Source organism: Pseudothermotoga hypogea DSM 11164 = NBRC 106472, assembly GCF_000816145.1.
Classification (GTDB): Bacteria; Thermotogota; Thermotogae; order Thermotogales; family DSM-5069; genus Pseudothermotoga_A; species Pseudothermotoga_A hypogea.
In genome coordinates, this window is sequence record NZ_CP007141.1 from 1,175,814 (window position 1) to 1,194,777 (window position 18,964).

At 48.4% G+C, this 18,964-nt stretch carries 15 protein-coding genes; 5 read left to right on the top strand and 10 right to left on the bottom strand.

Annotated elements, in window-relative coordinates:
• Positions 1-76 precede the first annotated feature (76 nt).
• From AJ81_RS05835 to AJ81_RS05870, 8 genes are read right to left on the bottom strand one after another with little or no spacing between them, the layout of a single operon-like run.
• The gene (locus AJ81_RS05835) at positions 77-1,372 is read right to left on the bottom strand and encodes a glycosyltransferase family 4 protein (RefSeq protein ID WP_031505489.1); all 1,296 of its coding nucleotides are present in this window, start codon (positions 1,370-1,372) and stop codon (positions 77-79) included.
• Entirely contained in the window at positions 1,369-2,196 is an 828-nt protein-coding gene (locus AJ81_RS05840) for a MurR/RpiR family transcriptional regulator (RefSeq protein ID WP_096325185.1), read from the bottom strand. The genes AJ81_RS05835 and AJ81_RS05840 overlap by 4 nt, the downstream gene beginning before the upstream one ends.
• On the bottom strand, positions 2,186-3,370 hold the full coding sequence (locus tag AJ81_RS05845; RefSeq protein WP_051368715.1) for a glycosyltransferase: 1,185 nt from the start codon (positions 3,368-3,370) through the stop codon (positions 2,186-2,188). The genes AJ81_RS05840 and AJ81_RS05845 overlap by 11 nt, the downstream gene beginning before the upstream one ends.
• A complete protein-coding gene (locus tag AJ81_RS05850; protein ID WP_162181444.1) occupies positions 3,367-5,892 on the bottom strand; it encodes a glycoside hydrolase family 38 N-terminal domain-containing protein in 2,526 nt (841 codons plus the stop codon). Before AJ81_RS05850 ends, AJ81_RS05845 begins: the two co-directional genes overlap by 4 nt.
• Positions 5,893-5,897: 5 nt before the next feature.
• Positions 5,898-6,971 (bottom strand): ABC transporter ATP-binding protein, encoded by a 1,074-nt coding sequence (locus tag AJ81_RS05855; protein ID WP_031505483.1) that lies wholly within the window; start codon positions 6,969-6,971, stop codon positions 5,898-5,900.
• Positions 6,972-6,979: 8 nt separating this feature from the next.
• The gene (locus AJ81_RS05860) at positions 6,980-7,774 is read right to left on the bottom strand and encodes a carbohydrate ABC transporter permease (protein WP_031505481.1); all 795 of its coding nucleotides are present in this window, start codon (positions 7,772-7,774) and stop codon (positions 6,980-6,982) included.
• Positions 7,771-8,625: a carbohydrate ABC transporter permease gene (locus AJ81_RS05865; RefSeq protein WP_031505480.1), complete on the bottom strand. Its 855-nt coding sequence runs from the start codon at positions 8,623-8,625 to the stop codon at positions 7,771-7,773. The genes AJ81_RS05860 and AJ81_RS05865 overlap by 4 nt, the downstream gene beginning before the upstream one ends.
• 59 nt (positions 8,626-8,684) lie before the next feature.
• Positions 8,685-9,947: an ABC transporter substrate-binding protein gene (locus tag AJ81_RS05870; protein WP_031505479.1), complete on the bottom strand. Its 1,263-nt coding sequence runs from the start codon at positions 9,945-9,947 to the stop codon at positions 8,685-8,687.
• A gap of 249 nt (positions 9,948-10,196) precedes the next feature.
• On the opposite strand from AJ81_RS05870, the gene AJ81_RS05875 reads away from it, so the two are divergent.
• Positions 10,197-11,159 (top strand): leucine-rich repeat domain-containing protein, encoded by a 963-nt coding sequence (locus AJ81_RS05875; protein WP_051368716.1) that lies wholly within the window; start codon positions 10,197-10,199, stop codon positions 11,157-11,159.
• A 101-nt stretch (positions 11,160-11,260) separates the two neighbouring features.
• Here AJ81_RS05875 and AJ81_RS05880 read toward each other — a convergent pair whose 3' ends face one another.
• Positions 11,261-13,405, bottom strand: a complete 2,145-nt coding sequence (locus tag AJ81_RS05880; protein ID WP_031505475.1) for a glycoside hydrolase family protein — start codon at positions 13,403-13,405, stop codon at positions 11,261-11,263.
• Between the two features lie 40 nt (positions 13,406-13,445).
• On the bottom strand, positions 13,446-14,771 hold the full coding sequence (locus tag AJ81_RS05885) for a hypothetical protein (RefSeq protein WP_031505473.1): 1,326 nt from the start codon (positions 14,769-14,771) through the stop codon (positions 13,446-13,448).
• Positions 14,772-15,013: 242 nt separating this feature from the next.
• Between AJ81_RS05885 and AJ81_RS05890 the strand changes: the two genes are divergently transcribed.
• From AJ81_RS05890 to AJ81_RS05905, 4 genes are read left to right on the top strand one after another with little or no spacing between them, the layout of a single operon-like run.
• Positions 15,014-15,976 (top strand): LacI family DNA-binding transcriptional regulator, encoded by a 963-nt coding sequence (locus AJ81_RS05890; RefSeq protein ID WP_031505471.1) that lies wholly within the window; start codon positions 15,014-15,016, stop codon positions 15,974-15,976.
• A gap of 42 nt (positions 15,977-16,018) precedes the next feature.
• Positions 16,019-17,242: an extracellular solute-binding protein gene (locus AJ81_RS05895; RefSeq protein WP_031505470.1), complete on the top strand. Its 1,224-nt coding sequence runs from the start codon at positions 16,019-16,021 to the stop codon at positions 17,240-17,242.
• Between the two features lie 23 nt (positions 17,243-17,265).
• Positions 17,266-18,141, top strand: coding sequence for a carbohydrate ABC transporter permease (locus AJ81_RS05900; RefSeq protein ID WP_031505469.1), 876 nt, complete (start codon positions 17,266-17,268; stop codon positions 18,139-18,141).
• The gene (locus tag AJ81_RS05905) at positions 18,138-18,962 is read left to right on the top strand and encodes a carbohydrate ABC transporter permease (protein WP_031505468.1); all 825 of its coding nucleotides are present in this window, start codon (positions 18,138-18,140) and stop codon (positions 18,960-18,962) included. Before AJ81_RS05900 ends, AJ81_RS05905 begins: the two co-directional genes overlap by 4 nt.
• Positions 18,963-18,964: the final 2 nt, after the last annotated feature.

Sequence of the window (18,964 nt, forward strand, 5' to 3'; positions counted from 1 at the left end):
TGTGCAACTCTGGGATTAGAAAGCGATTAGAACATAGGTGTTGATACTCCGATGGGGACATTTTTGATTCGTGGTTTCAACAACCGATTCGCATCAGAATGTTTTTCAGCAAAAGCTTCAGACTCTCGAGTGAAAGGTGTGTTCTTCCTATCTGAAAGTTTTTCTCCACGATCTCTGAAAGCCGCTTCGGATCACAGAGCAATTCTTTCAATCTTTCTGCAGCATCGTCCAACCTCTGAACGTCGACTCTGTACAAACCCTCGTTCTCGTCGTAATGAGCAGTATCACCGAGCGAGATGAACTGGAAACCTAAAGACGCGATGTCGCTTTTGTAGACGGGATATTCGAACACGACGAGTGGTTTTCTCGCAAAAACGGCCTCGATGAGCTGATTACCCCAGCCTTCGAGTAAGGACGTGTACGTGATGACATCGCAGATGGCGTACATGTCCCAGAGTGAGTAGTATTTCCTGTCGTTCACGAACCTCTCCGATCTGACCATTTCGAACGCGAAGTGAGTTTCGTAAGGCATGCTTTCAGCTTTCTTCAAGATCTTTCGATAGTACTCTTGAGATTCGGTTTCTGGGAAACCCGCCAAGACGAAGTGGACCTTTTTCTCGACTTTTTCGTTCAAGCACGCCACGAAGTCCATCGCTATCTCTATGGCCTTCCTTGGAACGATCCTGGTGGCATGCAGTACCACAAGATCGTCTTCAAATATATCAAGAGCGGATCTGAGATCTCTGTTGTACTCATCGATTTGCCAAGCAGGTTGGTTGAAGTCGAACACGTTCGGTACAACAACAGAATCGATATTCTTTCTTCGCCTCAGTTCTTCTTGCGCGAGCCTGTTGATCGTCACGTGGAGAATGAGTTCATCTTTCGGGGGGAAGTATTCTTCGAGTATCCTCTTCACGTACTCGCACTGAGGCGTTGAGTATCTTTCCCTCTCCCAGTAGAAATCGTGGTGATGGGCTATGACTTTCAAATTCTTTTCTCTCACGAAATTTGCAAGTGCGACTGCGGCGGCCAGGTTGAATCCGAGCGAGAAGATGTTGTTGACGATGAGAAGATCCAGCTTGGGTAACTTCTCTCTCAGTTCAGCTTCGATTCTGCCAGCGTAGTTCTCGAACATCTCCTGGAAGGTCCGCTCGCTTACGGTCAACTTTTCAAATGCGTTCTTGTGGATCTGCAGGTTCGTGGCATCGTTCATCGAAAGGAAACGTATCTGTATGCCACCAGCTTGATCGAACTCTCCAGCCACGTAGATCACTTCGTGCCCCATTTCTTCGAGCACTTTCTTCCATTTCTCCATCTCCAGAGAGACCCCATCTGTGAAACCAGCCCTGAAGTGGACCAGAGCGATCTTCATCTCTTCTCTTCCTCGTATCTCTTTGGCCTTAGAACTTCAGACAAACCGTTCAGATGTTCTTCTTTTTCCGAGTATATCTTTTTGAGAATCGTTCTGAAGAGTATCTCGACCACCACCAACTCACCCAAGTTTCCCCTGAGAAACTCGTGCTTCTCAAACCTCGCGGTGGGGCTGTAGAGGACCATGTCGGCAACCGAAGCCAAGGGTGAACCTATGCCCGCCGTGATGGCCACGGTCTTGGCTCCCACGTCCTTCGCCACCTGTGTGGACTTCACGGTGTCTCTAATGTTACCGCTGTGGCTGACCGATACGACCAGATCTCTGTCGCAAAGGCTTGTCGCAACGATCACTTGCACATGCGGATCGTTGTAGTAGAAGGAGGGAAAACCAAGCAGTGAGAACAAAAGGCTTCCGTACTCCGCTGCGACCGCAGACAGCCCCACACCAAAAAAGATCGTTTTTTGAGACTGGATCACCCACTCTGCAACCTTTTCGACGTCTTCCTTTTTCAGCGTCGAGGGCAAGCGATCTATGAAGGACCTCATCTGATCTATGTACTCAACGAAAGCGTCCTTGGGGCTGGTTGGATAGATTCTCGCACCACTGATCTGCTTCGTGAGTTCGATCTTGAAGGACTGGTACCCATCGAACTTCAGCTTTCTGACCAGCCTGTAGATCGTTGTCTCGCTGACACCGACGATCCTCGCAAATTCGGTTATCGAGTAGTGAATCACGTCGTCGGGTCTTTCGAGAATGTAAGAAGCCACTTTCTTTTCAGATTCGCTGAGCCTGTCGTACATTCCAAGCAAACTGTCAAGTATCAACGAACCATCTCCTTTTGAACGGTTCTTTCAGCCGTATGAAGAGTTGAAGTTGAGATTCTATCAGTTTTTCTGCCTCGGCGCTGTCCATGTCCTTGGTTTTCTCGACGAAGTCCGCAACGCGCGCAAAGTAGAACGGCAAAAGATCCAGAACGATTTCCTCGCTCCTTTCTCTTTTGTATGCTAACGCGAACTCGTAGACAGTTTCAACCCATTGTTCTACGTCCAGTGTGCCGTTTTTGAGTATCGATTCGAGAAGTTCTCTTCGCAACGATGCTCTGACCGGCATCCTCTCTCTCAAAGTTTTGCTCGCCTTTTCTTTCAAGTTTTTCAAGTCCACAACGATCTCTTCGACTCGCTGTGCGGGTTGTTCACCGTAGATTTCTGTGTCGATCAGATCGTTAACGTTTTTCCATCTGTCCTGATATTCGATCATGAGCTCGAAGAGCGTTTGCACGACCTGAACGAACATTCCTTGAAGTTGTTTACCAGGGTCTTTCACGTCGTGAACCTTGGCACCGAGTGCCGCCTGAACGGGCAACTTTTCCAACTCGTTGATCGCCGTCGTCGTCATCCATATGTCGATACCAAAGCGCGCGACATTGCTTTGCCAGACCTTCTCAGGCTTGCTCAAAAAGACTTGGATCAATTTCGAACCCACGGCGAAGTCTCCACCTATCGGCTGACGCACCTTCACACCGTAGAGCGCTGAAGTTAGCGGATAACACACGTTGTTCGTGATGGTACCATCGTACTTGTGTCTCAAGTACAGCGGTGTCACGTAGTTGGTTCTGTCTTCGAGTATGGGTCTCGCCATGCGTTCTATCCACCAAGGTTCAACGCTCCTGAGGTCCGAATCGAGCATTATGAAAACCTTGGCCCTTGCCTTGTGCGCAGTCTCAAACAGTGCCCTGACGGCACTTCCCTTTCCGGGGATACCTCTATATCTCAGTGAAAACTTCGGAACTTCAAAAGTATCGCTGGCCAGAAAGGCTTCCACAGTTCCGTCCGTTGAGCCTCCGTCCGAGTTCACGATGAGGCCTTTGAGTCCCAACTTTTTGATACCTTCCGCGGCCGTTCGTGCGACGTGGGCTATGGTGGTCGCATTGTTGAAGCTCGGTATACCCACCACGACGTCGCACTTTTCAACCTGTGGAATATCGTTGTGATACTTCATGTTGGACCCTCCTTCAGAAGTTCGACGATGTAGTCGTAGATTCTTTTCTCTGCACGAAGTTCGTTGAGCTTTCTCATCAGACGCTTTGATACCTTTCCCCGATTCAACGCGAGAGAAACTATCAGTTCGAGCAACGTTCTTTTCTTGCTCAGTAGCTCATGCTTGCTCATATGGTATTCGCGCGAGTTCTTCTTCAAACCTTTCAGAATCTCTTCGAGTTGCTCGATCTCTTCTTCGATGATTTCGATCTTTTCCTTCATCTGCTCAAGCTCATGCTCTGTGATCTTTTTGAACACGAACTGCGGGAATCTCAAAGAGCTGAGTATCTCAACTTCAGCTCGATCATCACCACTGGGGAAAACCACGTCGATTGGAATCGTGCTTATTTGACTTGGCTTCAAACCATGCATCGGTTTGGAGTAAGGGTTGTAGACCAACAGTTCGCTGTTCTCGACGCAGATCCAAGGAAGTGAACCAGAAAAGAATTTCAGAGATTCCAAACCACGATCATCTCGTTTATTCACGGAAAGAAGCATCGGTGGATCGTCGAACAGGTTGAACCACTTGAAAAACTCTTCGGACCGCACATCCGTGTTCAGATCACAGATAGCGAGTTCGAAATCGATCGTTCCCTCACATCTGGCATCTGGAACGTACATCAAGGGTCCCGCATCGCCCGTTCGACCTCTCACGTTGTTCTTTGCGACCCATTCGACACTTCTGATCAGATCTATCTTTATGTCGCCTTCTTCATCCACCTCGTACTGATGCACACCCTTCGCCATCACGGCCAGAGTTTTTTCACCTTGAAGAGCGACAAAACCTTGGAACGGGAATTTTCTTATCGATCCAACTTCCCTTGCGGCGAGCAGAACCGAATTGAGGTTCTTCTCAGCGTTCTGTGGCAACAAATCGGTATCGATCCTGTCCCTCTCGACGACATCGAACGGCATCTTTGCGAAAACCTTGGAAGTTCTGTCGAAGCTCTTGGTGATGAAGCTCAGAAGATAGTTTCTTCCAGAAGCGTGAACAATTATGTTCCACTTAACGAGTGGAGATTCGTCGAAGATTATCCTTTCCTCCGTTTCGATGGACACACCTTCGGCTTCGATGATCCTTTTCAACCGAACGATCTTGTGTCTCTCACCTGCGCGTTCAACCTGCATCTCTGAGACTCGGCAAGAGAAGTCGATTTCTTCCGTGTCCGTGGAGTAACAGTCACCAAGTTCTCTTTCCAGGTGCAGAACACCCGTCACGATCCCATTGACATCCAAACTTCCATCCTCATTGAATAAGGCTTCGTAATGATCGTTCCTGAAAGAAAGTGTCTCATCTGAGCGCGTTACATCGAACTCGTTCACCTTGAAAAGTCCAACGCCTTCACTCTGCAACCTGTAGCATCTTTCGCCGTCGCAATAGTAATGATCGTATTCGAAGGGAGAGAAAGAAACGGCGTACAGACCCTTTTCGAGGTGAGTTGCGAGTTTTTTCAACTCTTTCTTGAGAGATTTTTCCAGCGAGCCGAACAACTTTTTGTAGACAGACTGCATCTTTCTGTGAATCGTGTCCACGCAGACTCCACAGATGTTGTCGTGCACAAGCGTTTTCAGATACGTTCTGTACAGTTCATCGACGCGCTCGTTGTGAAGAGAACTCAACAGTTCGACGTATCTGAGCAATTTGCCCACGACGTAAGCCTGACGCTTCAAATAAACCCTCGAAGACAACGTGCCAGGAAAGACACACGCGTACTTTCCACTCAGCAGTTCTCCACTGATCTTTGGAGGTTCTGCGATCTTCGAAAAGGCTTCATTCAAATACTTCTCTGGAGATGAGAGTTCGATTTCTTCATTGAGAAGATCGCGTGGATCTTCCGGATTCACATCCAGATCGTAACCATCCAAGAGCGGTACGAAGCCGGAAAGAGAAAAGATCTTGAGCTTTTCTATCTCGTGTTTCAATCGCTTCTTAGCCAAATCTCTGGTGCGTGATAGTCCATAGAGGTTTCTGTAACCACCTATGAGGAAGATGCATTTCACAGAAGAGCCATCCTTCGACTCCCACAAGAACTCGATGGAAGGTTTTTCAAGCTTCACTCCCCTCCAGAGGAACGCACCTTCGATGCCGTAACGTTTGAAAAGCTGCGGGAGCTGAGATATGAAGCCGAAGTTGTCCACCATCCAAGCAACAGACGCATCGCCGCCGAATTTCTTCACATCCTCTTTTCCAAGCTCGAAGTTCTTGATGATAGCCACCTCTGGAGAGAGCCTGAAATCTATTTGAGCGTAAAGAGGTCCGATAAAGAGGTTGCCGGACCGAACAAGCTCTTTCACTTTTTCCCGGAACTCTGGTGCTGTGCTCAGAAGATCTTCCAAGATGAGCGTTTGACCATCGAGAACGTAACGGTAATCTCTTTTTGTCGAAATCAGATCAAGAAGCCTTTCGAAGAGCTCCTTGAGCCATTCGTTTGTGACGAATGAAGGGGCGAACCACTCCCTGTCCCAATGTGTGTGACAGATCACACGGTTCAAAGCTCGATCCGCTCCTGAGTGTCTGGATGGAAGAAGTGAATTTGATCTAAATCCAAATACACCTGCATCTTCTCGCCTTCTTTCACGGACAGATCGTACGGTACCTTAATGACCAAGTTCTTTTCGGCGTCTATGGAAAGATGTATCACCGTTTCCGACATGAGCTTTTCGGCGAAGTAGACCGTTCCAGTGATCGGAACGCAACGTTCAGTCTGCTGCAGGTGTATGTGTTCCGGTCTGATACCAACTATGACGTGTTCTGACTTTGGATCGCTCTTCAAAGGAATTCTCAGACCGAAGTTCTCCGCATGGAATTGCGTCCCAGAGGACACGACCTTCATGCTCAAAAAGTTCATCTGGGGCGATCCAACAAAACCCGCAACGAAGATCGTCTTTGGTTTTTTGTATATCTCTTCGGGAGTGCCGAACTGAACGATCTTGCCAGCGTTCATGACCGCTATCTTGTCGCCCATGGTCATGGCTTCCGTCTGGTCGTGGGTAACGTATATCGTGGTGACCTTGACTCTCTCGTGCAGCTTTTTCAGCTCGCTTCGCATCTTCACTCTCAACAGTGCATCCAGATTCGACAGTGGTTCATCCATGAGCAGCACCTTTGGCTGGTGCACGATCGCCCTCGCCACGGCAACCCTCTGTCGCTGACCTCCGGAAAGTTGCGCGGGGAACCTGTCCAGAAGCTCGCTTATGTGCAGAAGTTCCGAGACCCATTTGACCCTTTCCTCTATCTCGTTCTTCGGCACCTTCTTGAGTTTCAGGGGGTATGCGATGTTGTCTCTCACCTTCATGTGAGGCCAAACCGCATAACTCTGAAACACCATCGCCACGTTTCTGTCCTTTGGGGGAACGTTGGAAACATCTTTGTCATCGAAATAGATCTTTCCCTCGGTGAGTTTTTCAAGTCCCGAGATGCATCTCATCAAAGTCGTCTTTCCACAACCCGAAGGACCGAGCAATACCACGAAAGAACCTTCCTCGATCGTCAGATCTATCCCGTCCAACGCTTTCACGCTACCGAAGTACTTTTTCACATTTTCGATCCTCACTTTGGCCATCTTATCACCTACTTGAGCGATATTCCCCACATCGAGATCAAATACTTTCTGATTATGAATATGAACACCAATGCTGGAACAGCCATGATCGTGCCCGCAGCAAATTTGAAATAATCGGGTGAGGCCATCGCGGTGTTCAGAATGTGTGCGGGCAAAGTTCTGTTCGTTATCGCGAGCACCGAGGCTGCGAAGACCTCGTTCCACGACATGATGAACGCGAAGATCGCAGATGCAGCGAGTCCAGGCAGTGCCAAAGGCATCGTGATCCTCAGGAAAGCTCCAAACCTTGAAAGCCCAAAGACCATCCCCGCTTCTTCGTACTCCACGAAGACTCCAGAAAAGATGCTCGAAGTGATCAGCACGACGAAGGGTAGAACCATCGCCGCGTGCGCCAGACCAACGCCCAACACCGTGTCGGCCAGATTCAATCTCAAATACAGCGTCACCAAGGAAACCGCGATCACCACGAGTGGGATGGATCTTGTGAAGAGCATCACGAGCTTTATGAAGTCCTTACCACGAAACTTGTAACGCGTGATCGCATAACCTGCAGGAATGCCCAGAGCGAAAGAGATTCCAATCGCTATGCCTGCGACCTGAATGCTGGAAAGCATGGCTCGCCAGCCACCCAGGTTCACGAGTAGCTTGTATATGTGATCGAAGGTGAGCTTAGAAGGAAAGATCCTGTCCCATTGGTAAAATTCGGAAGAAGGGGTCAGGGATGCGAGGAATATGAAGAACAGTGGTCCCAAGAACCACAGCGAAATCGCGACGAAGGCCAGCGCGTAGAAGAACTTTTTCATTGTCTCACACCCTCTTCGAGGTGTTTGGAACGAATCGTGCCTATGTAGAACCAACCAACGATGAACGTGAGTACAGCTATCACCAACGCGTAAGTACTTGCGATGTATCTGTTGTTTCTGAGCACGTACCAATAGTAAGTCTCTCCCGCCAGCACCGTAATGTCCCTGCCAGCCAGAAGCCAAACGACACCGAAGATCTGGAACGCGAACAAAGTTCTGATCAAGAGTGCAGAGACGATGGAAGGTTTCAACAAGGGTAAGGTGATCTTGAAGAACTTCTTCCACGATGAAAAGCCAAAAACATCCGCTGCTTCAAGATACTCTGTGTTTATAGATTGAAGTCCTGCCAGCAAGATCACGAACACCAAAGGTGTCGCCCTCCAAATTTCCGTGAGAACGATGACAAGAAACTCTCTGGATTTGAACATGTATCCGAAGAAGTACAAAGGCCTCTCGATCCAGTTCAAACTGAGCAGGATTTTGTTGAGATAACCGTTGGGCGCGAAGATGGAATAACTGATCAGCGCGGCCGTAACGTCACTGAGCGCGAGCGGTGCCGCGATGATGTACAAAAGCGTTCTGTAGCCACGCCATTTTTTGTTCACCAACAGCGCGAACAAGATCGCGAGCACGAACTGAATCGGTATGACGACCGCACCCAGGATCAGCGTGTTCAAAAAGGCGTTCTGAAAATCTTTGGAAGAAAAGACGTACTTGAAATTTCCAAGCCATCCCTCATCGCTGGTGAAGGAAAGCTGAAAGGTTCCCACTATGGGATAACCTATGAACACCATGAGATAAACGAGCGTCGGAAGGATCAAAAGAAATGGAACGAAAGATTCTCTCCTCATCGGATCTCACTCCAGGAAGAGTTTGAAGGGCGGGTGGTGTTCGACCACCCGCCACGTCCTCAAAACAGGCTCGAGTCGGGTTCTGGCAGTGGCGCACCAGTTTCTTTGAAGAGCTGTCTTATTTTCTCACCGAGCTCTGAGATCACCTTTGCGGGATCTTCTTTGTTGAAAACAATTCTTGTGAACGCCTGGCGGTAAGTCTCGTTGAACTCGCCACCCTTCGCTCCAAGCCCAGGGATGAAGCACACGATCGAATCGGGCGTTGAAGATTGTCTCACCACACCTTCCGCGAGGATCTTCAAGCCACCTTCGGGTATTCGACCTATCGCTTCCTGAACCACAGGGAAGAAGCCCACGTTCTCGAGGATCGCGGTTTGAGCCTCTGGACTCGTCAAGAAGTCTAACACCTTCAACGGCTCGGTCATGTCCGCGTTCTTCGGCACCGAGAGGCCCACGAGCACGATGATGTATCCTCTACCCATCGGTCCTCTCGGCACAGGGACGACAACGAAGTCGTTCGGTCTTTCAACGATCGCCTGCTTGAGTCTGGCCGTGTGATCCCAAGCGATCATGACCTCGCCTCTGAGGAGCGGTTGGTCCATGTTGTCCCACGTCGTGCACGCAGGATGCACGTACTTGAACAACTCACGCATGTAGTTCCACATGTCAATGGCTTTCACGCTATCGAACTTCACCGCTTGTGCGCCGGTGTAGGAAGGATAGATGTGACCATGCAGAAATCTGTGCCACAGACCCTTTGGACCCAGCGGAAAGCCAAGCTGTGGTTGTTTTGTCTTTTCTTGCAGGTTTTTCGCCCATTCCAGAAGCGCATCGTAGGTCCACTTTTCCGTTCCGTTGAGCACATCCTGCTGAGTCAAACCCTTGGGCAAATAATCGAAAGCCTTCTTGTTGATCGCCATCGCGTAGGTTGCTTGTAACCATGGGATGAAGACTTTTTCTTTGCCGACGTAGGTGTAGCGTTCGAAGGTCGGTACGAAGGTTCTGCCTTCGAACTTCACGCCAGACAGGTCTGCGAGAAATCCGCTCGCACCCATCGTGTTGAGACCGCTCTGAAGGTCCGCGATCAAGTTCAGAACAATTCTTCCGGCCTTTTGCTCGGCTTCGACCCTGCTCAGAAGATCGGTGTACTCGAAGTTCAGGAACTCAATCTGGACACCGGATCTCTTCGAGAAATCGCCCAGCAGCCTGATCATGAACTCCCTTTCCGCCGCCGGGGTCATCTGTGTGGAACCGAAGTTGACTTTTGCGAAAGCAAATGCCACGAACCCAACCAGGATCAAACCAACCAGCAACTTCCTCATGTGAACACCCCCTCCTATAGGTGAAAATTTTTTTCGTACTTACCATCCACAGAGAAAACTTTCTACCCTATTTTTACCACATGTTACTTTCCATGTCAACGCTGTTAACATCTATGTGTCTGAGAAGCTCTATGTGACACTCTCTGCTGAGTTGTGGAAAGGTTCGACGATGGTGATTCGCAACTCTAATGAGAACAACGAGGTATAATGAGAACACCACGGCGAGGAACAATAGGGGGGGAGAGGGGTATGAGAAGGTTTGTGGTGCTTGCTTTGTTTCTGATGGCACAAGTTGTACTTTTAGCAGGTCAAAGCACCACGCGACCAGATGTGATCGTCGTTCACCCAGCAAACAACTCAGTGGTAGTTGGCACAATCCTTGTACTGATAGCCGTCGATCAAAACGTGGACGCAGTGAAGGTGGAAATCTACGTTGATGAAATCAAAGTGGAAGAAGACAGTTCTGCTCCATACGAGTACAGCTGGAACACGGATACGCTTGAGCGTGGCTCTGTTCATTCGATCCAAGCGAAGGTCTACGACAAGGCTGGCAATGTGAGGACCAGTCCAACGGTGAGCGTGAGCGTTGGCGATCCCAAGCAACCAGTGACGTTTGTGGATCTCAACCTTGAAAAAGCCGTGCGGAATGCTTTGAAGATATCCTCGGACCAACCTATCACCAGAGCGGACATGGCGAGGTTGACGAGCCTCTCTGTGCGTAACAAGTCCATACAGGATCTCTCTGGACTTGAATGCGCGATCAACTTGAAAGAATTGCGCCTCAACAACAACCAGATAAGTGATCTTTGTCCGTTGAGTACTCTTACGAACCTGAAGTGGTTGTACATGGACTACAACCAGATAAGTGATATTCTTCCGCTGGCTAACCTCTTTAACTTGCACACGTTGAGCCTCTCGAACAACCACGTGAGTGACATCCAGTCGTTGGCCAATCTCGTTAACATGGAATGGTTGGACCTTTCCAACAACCAGATAGGCGATATCAGTCCGTTGACCAACCTGACCAACCTCAAATGGCTGATCCTCAACAACAACCAGATAAGTGACATCGGCGCGTTGGTCAGAAACACTGGGTTAGGAAAAGGGGAACTGGTTGAACTTCGAAACAATCTATTGGACCTTTCCCCAGGCTCTGACGATGTGCAGAACATCGAGACTCTTCGCAGTAGAGGTGTAATAGTGCAGTACTGATCTGAGGGACTTGAAGTTCTTTCGAAGTTCAAAAAATCGTAGTGTACAAACTGTAAGTTGAAAGGCGGGCAGCTGCCCGCCTTTCGAAAAGATCGATGCGATCATTCGTTTTCCAATTCCAGAGTTATCGCAAAAATGTGCGTGTTAATGTTCCCTGAGACCAACATTTCCTTGATGGACTTGTTCAATTCGAACGAATGAACTTTCAAACCACATTTTATGAACTCTTTTTGCCCGCTCGCCGTGTAGCGAAAGTCGAGCACCAAATCCTTCTGTCCCCTGCACCAATCGGAAACCAGAACAGAAAATTTGTCTCCATCACACATAAGTGTGAGCTCATAATCTCCGTGGTTTGAAGCAGCCAGCAAATGCACACTTTTCACTTTCACAGCCTCTGGCAGTATGAGTTTTTGGTCTGACACACGAAAGTTGTCCAAGCCGATCGGTTTGAGTAAAAATGATATGCCGTTGATGACTTTCACACCTTCACTGAGTTCTTCCACAGGTAAGTAAGCTCCAACAGCTCCACCAAGGTTGTCGAAATTACCAGGCATTTCGGGAGTGGCTATCCCGTCGTTGTTGAAAACTTCTTCGAGCCGTACGAGCAGAAAGCGATCGATCTTTTCCAAATGAACGTTGAAAACTTGTTCCTTTTTCGCTGCTTGGCGATGAAAATATCTTTCTGGCACAATCTTGAGTTTTTTCGATTCCTCAACTGAGTAAGCCACGGTCCAGGCTTGATTTTCAAGTTCAAAGGACACACCGAAGACTACCGGAATCAAAATGAGCTGATCAACGACACCAGAGCCTTCAAGACTGAGCCTCAAATTCGAAACGGCTTCGATCTGTCCAGCGTAGAAGACCCCATTTCCATCCAACGTTGTGGAAATAGATTTGGGGCCACTCGAAATTGTGCAACGGTTTTTGGCAAACTCCCCCGATACGTAGACATAATACTTCCCCTCAGGAACATCAGTCCATCTCAAATGCGTTCTCGATTCGAACCTGCAAGCAACGTTCGCTCCATAATCACCCGTGACGAATGATATTGGTGAAATGCCTGGGTCTGCTGTTTCCGCTTCCAGTACAAGCATTCCTTTCTGGGCGAAGCTTTCCATCGACGTGGCAAGCTTTTGAAAGAAAATTGGTAAAGAGCTCAGATAGATCATGCTTCTGATGGCACAGATCGTCGATTCCGCACCAGCATTTCTGTTGACGTGCACGTACTCGAGTCCATCGTAACCTTCCCCGTTGGGCCCGTACATTCTTTCGTTCAGTCTATTCGCGCCGAAGTACCAGGCCGCGGTCAGAGCCGAGAGAAAAGCCATGTTTTCGTCCTTCGTTAGTTCGTACGCTTTGGCAGCTGCGACGACCAAAGGCTCGACGGCATACGATAACTCCGGTGTGAGTTTCACATATCTACCCACGTTGTAAATGAAACCACTTGAGGAGAACAAAGGTATTTGCAGCTCAATTGATTCAGTTGCGATGTTCAGTAGGTTTTCCTCCCCCAGTACTTTGTACGATTCGATCAACGCTTCGGCGTAGCGGTTTCCCCAGCCGTTCCAGCGAAACTCTCCTTTTTGAGTGCTGAAGAATCTGCCGAAGATGGGATCATTTTCAACGATGAGGAATTGCAACAACAATTCCACAGATTCTTTAATCTCATCCGTGACGTTCCTGATTTTGTTGTACTCGCACAAACCGAGAATGTAAACCGAAAGTTGATCGGCAAAGATCGGAGGCTTTCTCGATATGGCCTGGTGGGACCTCCGGGCGGCTTCGACGATCTGTTCGTCTCCAGTCTCAACGGCAAGCGCAGCCAAAGCCCAGAATGCCCTCAGAGCCCACCAGGAGGTTGACTTGTAACTCGTTGGACCGTACATGTTGATCGTTCCGTCTCTGTAGGCGAAGTTGTAAAATTCACCGTCTTCGGCCTGCATCTGAATCAAGAAACTCGAGGCGTCTTTTGCCCGGTTCAAATACTCATGATTCTTCGTCAACCGGTAGGCTTCGGTGTAGACCAGCACGGCTCTGGCAACGTCGTCCACGCAGAAATCTCCCTCGTTGATCGCCCCGACTGGTTTGTAATCGCTGTTGAACCTTTCAGCGTAGACCCAGTAACCCTTGACCAGGGAGTTTTTCAAGTTGAACCGTTCGGAGAGTTTTTCGAGATGGTCGAACTTCACAAGGTTCATAGCAAAGATGTGGGAACATAAAATCAGGCAGATCAAAACTGTTTTCATAATGATCACCATGGGGCGGGTAAGGTCCCGCCCCCAGGCTTCACTCACCTACCTTGACAGATCTGAAAGAAGCACTCTTGGTCTCTATCCATTTCACTGCGCTCTCGATGTTCGGTGCCGAGTAAAGGCTGAGGAGTCTCAGGTGGCTGACTGAATCACCAAATTTGTAGCGATTCGGCATGTCCTCAACCTTCATGGAGTAGATTCCGCGTGTGGATTCGTATGCATCGAATTCTCCAGGCATCCACTTGAATATGCCATCGCGGAACTCCAAACTTTCGTAGACCCAAGTGTCCGAATCGAGCCATTTCTTGTAATCCGCATGGACGACTGGTACGAACGGTAGTATCTGCGCTACACCGATCTTGGCGTTCGGCGAATAGTTACTCCTCCATCTCTCCATCGATGCGAATATGTAAGTTGCACCCCACCAAAGGGGTTTCATACTGCTGGTTGCGGGGAAAGCTATGTAAGGTGTTTCGTCGACGTAAATTATCGCATTCCTCATCTTCCAGTATTCCAGTGGTGTTATGTTCAACTGATCGGCCCAGACCAATCTTCTGAAGACTGGAAGAATGTGCAGTGCATCGTCGAAGGCGGGAACAAGAGGTCGCGTAACCATAGTCTGGAGCTTCATCATGTCTGCGTAACTTTCGAATTTGAACGTGTTGTTCACCAAGATATCGCCGTTTGCGAAGACATATACCAACAGGATCTGGTTCAAACCGTGAAACCTTTCAGATTTCAAGTGCGCGTGGATGCCAACCGCGACCGGACCAGGTTTGAAAACGTTGACCGATACTATCCTGAAACTTCCCGTGGTCTCCTCATGATGATTTCCAAGTTTTCCATCGACCCAGTAAGTGCTCTCAGGCCAACCACTCACCCGGGCGATACCGATCTCGTCGAGCAGTAGTTTTTCTACACCTTTGAAAGCAATCACTTGTGCCAGACCGTGCTTATTTGCGCGCAACTTCAATGAGCCATCTTTCGAGGTGATGGTCCAGCCATCATCAGTCTTTGTTGTGTCAAACTTGGGTTCGAACTTGGGAACTTCGATGTTTTCATCTGCATCTGGTATGACGATTTCTCCTTGATCTTTGAGCAGAAAGACCAGATAGTCTCCTGCAGAAATTCTACCGTTGCCGTCGGCGTCGTCAATCTGGAAGGGCACGTGAGCGTTTCCCGAGACCACATGCAGTGCCGACCAGTCCGCATCGAAGTCTTCTGGCACCAGGCTCAAGAGGTCACTCATTTTGATCACGATCGGAACTTCAACCTCACCGGCTTTAACTGGTATCTTGTAGACTGTGGCTAAGAGCACGAGCGAGAGCGTGAGTAATAACAGAGTGAGTAACCTTCTCATCAAAACACCCCCTTCTGAAAGCGTTTACATATCTAATTATATAACCGTGTTTCGTTTTTTCTAACCCCGTATGAGACCAAGAATCTCATTATGCCGGCGAAACGAACAGTTACGGTGAAAATCCTTTCTTTTTCTTGAAATATCTTCGGTTTTCTCCTTCGATCTGATGTTTCTAAATTTGAACTAAAATCTTGTGATGGTATAATCTTTCTGAAAAGGCTTACATATGGAGGAATTTCACAATGGCGTCCATTGACGATGTGGCAAGGCTTGCGGGAGTTTCCATAGCGACGGTGTCGCGAGTTCTGAACAACAAAGGCTACGTGTCCGAGAAAACCAAACTCAAAGTCTGGGAAGCGGTGAGGGAACTCGGTTATAGACCGCAAATATCTGCCAGGACTTTGGCGAGCAAGAGACTGTTCAAGGTGGCTCTCGTGATAAGTGACAGAATCAACAAGCTTTTGAGGAGCGAGACAGGGAACTTCTACGCCATAGTACTGCAAGCGATTAAAGACGTGGAAAGAATGTTTCGATTCTCGACAGCTCCATTGATCTTGGAATCTTCCGATCCGAAAGGTTTTGACGGCTTCCTGCTGATAGGAAGCGACGCGACTGCTGAGCAGGTTATGTCCTACCGCAAGCACGGGAAAGTAGTTCTCGTGGACCACTACATAGATGGCCTGGGAATCGACTGTGTTGTGAGCGACGGCTACGATGGGGTTTACAAAGTCGTGCAAGACTTCGTTCAGCGAGGGTTTGAGAACATTGTTCACCTGCATGGTCCATTGAGATTTTACGGCTTCAAAGACAGATACAGAGGCTATGTGGAAGCGATGCAGAGAAACGGTTTACTACCGGTCTGCTACGAGTACGACGACTTACATGAAGAAATAACTCCGGTGTTGAAGAAGATTTTCAGAGACAGAAAAGTTCAGGTTCTCATCTGTTCGAACGACATCATTGCAATAAGGGCCCTCAAAGAGCTCAAAAGTTGGGGATACAGGATTCCTGAAAATGTCAGTGTCATAGGATTCGATGATATTCCGCAAGCCGAGAGAGAATCATTGTCAACCTTAAGGGTCCAAAAGTATGAGATGGGTTTAATCGCGGTGGAAAGGTTGTACGAGCTGTTGATCGGTCATGGTCACCATCCATACAGAATGTGTTTGTACACGGATTTCGTTAAGAGATCTTCGTCTGTCTGAGGGAGGTGAATTGAGGTGAGAAGGTTCTGGATTTTCGCACTGATGCTGGTGGTCGTCGTCACATTCGGTGCCACAAAACTGGTGTTTTGGACAGCACCCAATCCACTCCAGGAAGAGTTCTGGAAAGAGGTCGTGTCGGAGTGGAACAGACTCAGACCGGATATTCAGATCGAAGTTTCGGTCATACCGGCGGCAGCCAGTTCTGAGGAAGCTATTCTCACTGCGATCGCGGCTGGAACAGCTCCGGACATTTCTGAGAACATATTCAGTGGTTTCGCGGCCCAGCTGGCAGACATCGGGGCAATATACCCGCTGGACAACTTCAAGGACGAATTTTGGAAACTCGTAGGCAACAGAAAAATGAGAAACATCGTGGAAGGATGGAAAGTCAAGGGTCACTACTACGTACTTCCAATTTATTCCAACCCGATGCTTTTCTGGTGGAGAGGAGATCTTCTCAAGCAACTGGGTTATGACAAGCCTCCGAGAACGTACTCTGAAATCTACGAACTGAGCTCTAAATTCACCAAGATCAACGAGAGGTATGTGATGCAGGTCATCGCCGGAAGGAACTGGTGGGACAGGTGGTTCGACTTCATAACTTACTACTACGCAGCCAGCGGTGGAAAGGCTTACATAGACACAGAAAAACGCAAGGCGGTCTTTAACAACGAGTACGGCCTGAAAGTCACAGAGTTCATCTACAAGATGTTCAAGGAAAATCACACCGCAGTTGAACTGGGTACAAATCCATTCTACATGGGCAACATACTGGGTAAGATCACAGGACCATGGGAGATCAACTGGGCCAAGGAGACTTTCCCAGACGTGATGCCGCACGTCTGGTTGGCTCCACCTCCTGTCCCGGACGAGTATCCAGCCGATCTTCCTGTTTACACCTTTGCGGACACCAAGGGATTGGTGATCTACGAAAACTGCAAGGACAAGAAGGCCGCTTTTGAGTTCATCTCGTGGGTTTTTTCGAACGTAGAACACGATGTTTTGTGGATCGAGAAAACAAGGATGCCACCTGCCAGAGAAGATCTGGCAACCAACTCAGCGTTCGCTAAATTCATGGAAGATCCATTTTTCAAAGCTTACGCCGAATCTGTACCGTACGCCGTACCACCCGCGCTCATCGACAAGACCATAGATGTTCAACTTTCCATGACGACACACTTGATCGAACCGTTGATGCATTTGAAGGGAGAGCCAAAGGACATCCTGAACAACGCAGTTAAAGAAGTAAACAAGATACTGTTCTGAGGTTTAACTGTCGGGTGGTGACCATGGCCAGTTTGAGATCGAAAGAAAAGAGGTTTGGCTTCGGAATACTCGCCTCTTACCTGGCCCACACGGCCATCTTTTGGGGTTATCCCTTTGTCTGGATGGTCATGTTAGCCTTCTCACGCTGGCGATTCGTAGGTAAACCAAGTTTTGTCGGTTTTGCGAATTTCATCAGGATTTTTCAGGACAGCAATTTCATCAGGGTGGCGCTGAATACTCTGAACTTTCTTGCATACCTCATTCCGATGCTTTTGTTTTCTTCTCTGCTGTTCGCCATAGCCCTTTCAAAGATGCGCTATTTTAAGACATTTGTTGTGATGAGCTTCCTGGTGGCGAACGTCTCTTCTGGCGTCGCATACTCGATAATGTTCTCAAATCTCTTTGCAGTGAACGGACCTGTGAACAGACTTGTGTATTCTCTCTTCGGCTTCACGATTCCGTGGTTCAACCATCCACAGCTCGCCATTTTTTCAATATGTCTGATCGTCACCTGGAAGTTCATAGGTTACTACGGGATGATAATATACGCAGGATTACAGTCCATACCAACGAGCGTGTTTGAAGCTGCCAGAATGGATGGGGCGAGCAACTGGAAAATTTTTTGGACCATAACGCTTCCTTTGTTGAATCCATCGTTGATAACGGTCACAGTTTTCGCAACGACCCTGACCTTTGGAATCTTCACCGAACCTTACATGATCACCGGCGGTGGACCAATGATGAGAACAACGACTTTCTTGATCTACATGTACGACACAGCTTTCAGAAGAATAAATCCGTCCTATGCTACGGTCGTTGCCATAACAGCTGCGGCCATGAGCTTTTCGCTGGTTATGATCATAAGGCGCATCTTTGAAAGGGAAGTGGCTTTCGTATGAGGAAGATGAAGATCTCTGATTTGATCCTTCACGCGGTGATGATCGCTCTGGCCTTAGTTTGGATCTACCCATACGTTTGGCTCTTCATGTCTTCTTTCAAGCCTGCGAGAGAAATCTTCACGACTTTCATACCGAGCAGGTTTACTCTTGAACACTATGAGTTCATATTCTTCATGTCCGGTCGACTCGGAAGACCTTTCCTTAGAGCATTACTGAATAGCGTTTTCGTCGCGAGCACCGTTACTTTCTCTGTTGTGATGACATCTGCCTTTGTCGGTTTCGTGCTGGCAAAGATCAGATTTTTGCTGTCTCGAACGATTCTCAATTTCATTCTGTACCAGATGCTTTTCCCAGGTTTCATGTTTCTCATACCGTTGTTCATGCTAATAAGAACGCTTGGACTGATGAACTCCTATTCGGCCTTGATCCTTCCAGGTTTGATGAGTTCCTGGGGCGCTTTCATGTTTGCGCAATCTTTTAAGACCATCCCTGACGATTACATTGACGCTGCAAAATTGGACGGGGCGAACAGATTCTGGATCGTGCTCAGGCTCATGCTTCCTTTGACGAGATCAACCGCGTCGATAGTGGGCCTCTTTACTTTCATAGGTGCCTGGGACAACTTTCTCTGGCCTTTGATGGTCATGAAAGACTACAAGAAGATGCCACTCGCCGTCCTCTTGGCGACTTTCAACCATGAGTATGCGGGTTACGTTGGCCCCGTCTTAGCGGGAGCCGTGCTTCAAACCATCCCCATGGTTCTAATATTCTTGATGCTCAGAAAGTACTTCTTGCAGGGAATATCCCTGTCACTCAGATAAGG

Coding starts and splice junctions, on each gene's coding strand:
- AJ81_RS05835 (WP_031505489.1), bottom strand. CDS start 1,372: ATGAAGATCGCTCTGGTCCACTTCAGGGCTGGTTTCACAGATGGGGTC.
- AJ81_RS05845 (WP_051368715.1), bottom strand. CDS start 3,370: ATGAAGTATCACAACGATATTCCACAGGTTGAAAAGTGCGACGTCGTG.
- AJ81_RS05855 (WP_031505483.1), bottom strand. CDS start 6,971: ATGGCCAAAGTGAGGATCGAAAATGTGAAAAAGTACTTCGGTAGCGTG.
- AJ81_RS05860 (WP_031505481.1), bottom strand. CDS start 7,774: ATGAAAAAGTTCTTCTACGCGCTGGCCTTCGTCGCGATTTCGCTGTGG.
- AJ81_RS05865 (WP_031505480.1), bottom strand. CDS start 8,625: ATGAGGAGAGAATCTTTCGTTCCATTTCTTTTGATCCTTCCGACGCTC.
- AJ81_RS05870 (WP_031505479.1), bottom strand. CDS start 9,947: ATGAGGAAGTTGCTGGTTGGTTTGATCCTGGTTGGGTTCGTGGCATTT.
- AJ81_RS05875 (WP_051368716.1), top strand. CDS start 10,197: ATGAGAAGGTTTGTGGTGCTTGCTTTGTTTCTGATGGCACAAGTTGTA.
- AJ81_RS05880 (WP_031505475.1), bottom strand. CDS start 13,405: ATGAAAACAGTTTTGATCTGCCTGATTTTATGTTCCCACATCTTTGCT.
- AJ81_RS05885 (WP_031505473.1), bottom strand. CDS start 14,771: ATGAGAAGGTTACTCACTCTGTTATTACTCACGCTCTCGCTCGTGCTC.
- AJ81_RS05890 (WP_031505471.1), top strand. CDS start 15,014: ATGGCGTCCATTGACGATGTGGCAAGGCTTGCGGGAGTTTCCATAGCG.
- AJ81_RS05895 (WP_031505470.1), top strand. CDS start 16,019: ATGCTGGTGGTCGTCGTCACATTCGGTGCCACAAAACTGGTGTTTTGG.
- AJ81_RS05900 (WP_031505469.1), top strand. CDS start 17,266: ATGGCCAGTTTGAGATCGAAAGAAAAGAGGTTTGGCTTCGGAATACTC.
- AJ81_RS05905 (WP_031505468.1), top strand. CDS start 18,138: ATGAGGAAGATGAAGATCTCTGATTTGATCCTTCACGCGGTGATGATC.